At 48.8% G+C, this 1,339-nt stretch carries 1 protein-coding gene; it reads left to right on the forward strand.

Features of this window, described 5'->3' with window-relative positions; all coding sequences use genetic code 11:
* Positions 1-25: 25 nt before the first annotated feature.
* Positions 26-1,339 (forward strand): glycoside hydrolase family 36 protein (locus R7P35_RS24615; protein ID WP_318092969.1); only part of this gene is annotated, 1,314 nt, incomplete at its 3' end.

The following is a 1,339-nucleotide window of genomic DNA, read 5'->3' on the forward strand; positions in this document are numbered from 1 at the left end:
ATAATAATCAGTGAGTAGATGCAATATGGCTCAGACCATTCAGTTAGCCAACCATTCCGAAATGACGATCATCGATAACGATCTGCACGTGGATGTGATTGGTAATCAAGCCCATTTCTCTTTCTCTGGGCTTCACAATAAGACCTTTACTGACCGTGAAGTGTTGTTCGAAATGCCGTTTCTATACGAGCACGAAGCCAACGTGATTGGTGATGGTTTTCAAATGTTGGCGCAAACGTCAGGAACGATCACGCATCCTATTGAAATAGGTCGATGCCCCGACAACATTCCCCCATACCGTGTGTACTCGCAACATGCACCTAAGCGTTACTACAACTATCTAGTGATTGAGGATTCTGCTGGTTACACCTTGTTTGGCTTCACGACGTGCCGTCGATTTGCTGGTTACTTTGATATACAACAGCGAAATGGGCAGTGGATACTGACCGCAGCAATTGATGGTGAACACACGCAAGTGGCGGATTGGGAACACAATCAACTTGAGTCCATTACGATTTTAACTGGCAACTCGCTATCCGATCTGTATCAAGAGTTCAGCGAGATGATTGCCGCGCATCATCCTATTCGCAACGGTGTTACGCAGGATGCACCGATAGGCTGGTGTTCTTGGTATGCGTACTATGCCGATGTGACCGAGCAAAATGTTTTAGAAAATGTCGATTGCATGCAAGACAAGCTCGAAGACTTAGAATGGGTACTTCTGGATGATGGCTATCAAGCGTTCATGGGGGATTGGCTTACGCCGTCGGATAAATTCTCTGGCGGTGTGAAGGAGCTGATTCAAAACATTCGCGCAAAAGGCAAAAAGCCGGCGATTTGGATGGCTCCTTTCATAGCGCAGCCAGAATCTGAGGTCTTTCAGCAACATCCTGAATGGTTTGTTCGTCATCCTGACGGTCAGCTCCTTAAAGCCGAAGATGTTACCTACGGCGGCTGGCGTTGCACGCCTTGGTATATTCTCGATACGTCTAACCCCGAAGTGCAAGATCATCTAACGCACGTGGTGTCAGTGATGAGGCTAGAGTGGGGCGTAGAGCTGTTTAAGCTCGATGCAAACTACTGGGGAACACTAAAAGGAAAACGTAGTCAGTCTGGTATTACGGGTGTCGAAGCGTATCGATTAGGGATGGCGGCGATCGCCAGAGGCGCAGGAGACGCGTGGTTGCTTGGCTGCAACGCGCCAATGTGGCCATCTTTGGGGCTGGTGGATGCGATGCGTGTGTCTGATGACGTCGAGCGCCATAGCCACCGTTTTGAACAGATCGCTAAAGAGACGTTTTTCCGTAGCTGGCAGCACCGTAAGTTGTGGCAAATTGAC

The organism is Vibrio sp. Vb0304 (genome assembly GCF_033338995.1).
GTDB lineage: Bacteria > Pseudomonadota > Gammaproteobacteria > Enterobacterales > Vibrionaceae > Vibrio > Vibrio alginolyticus.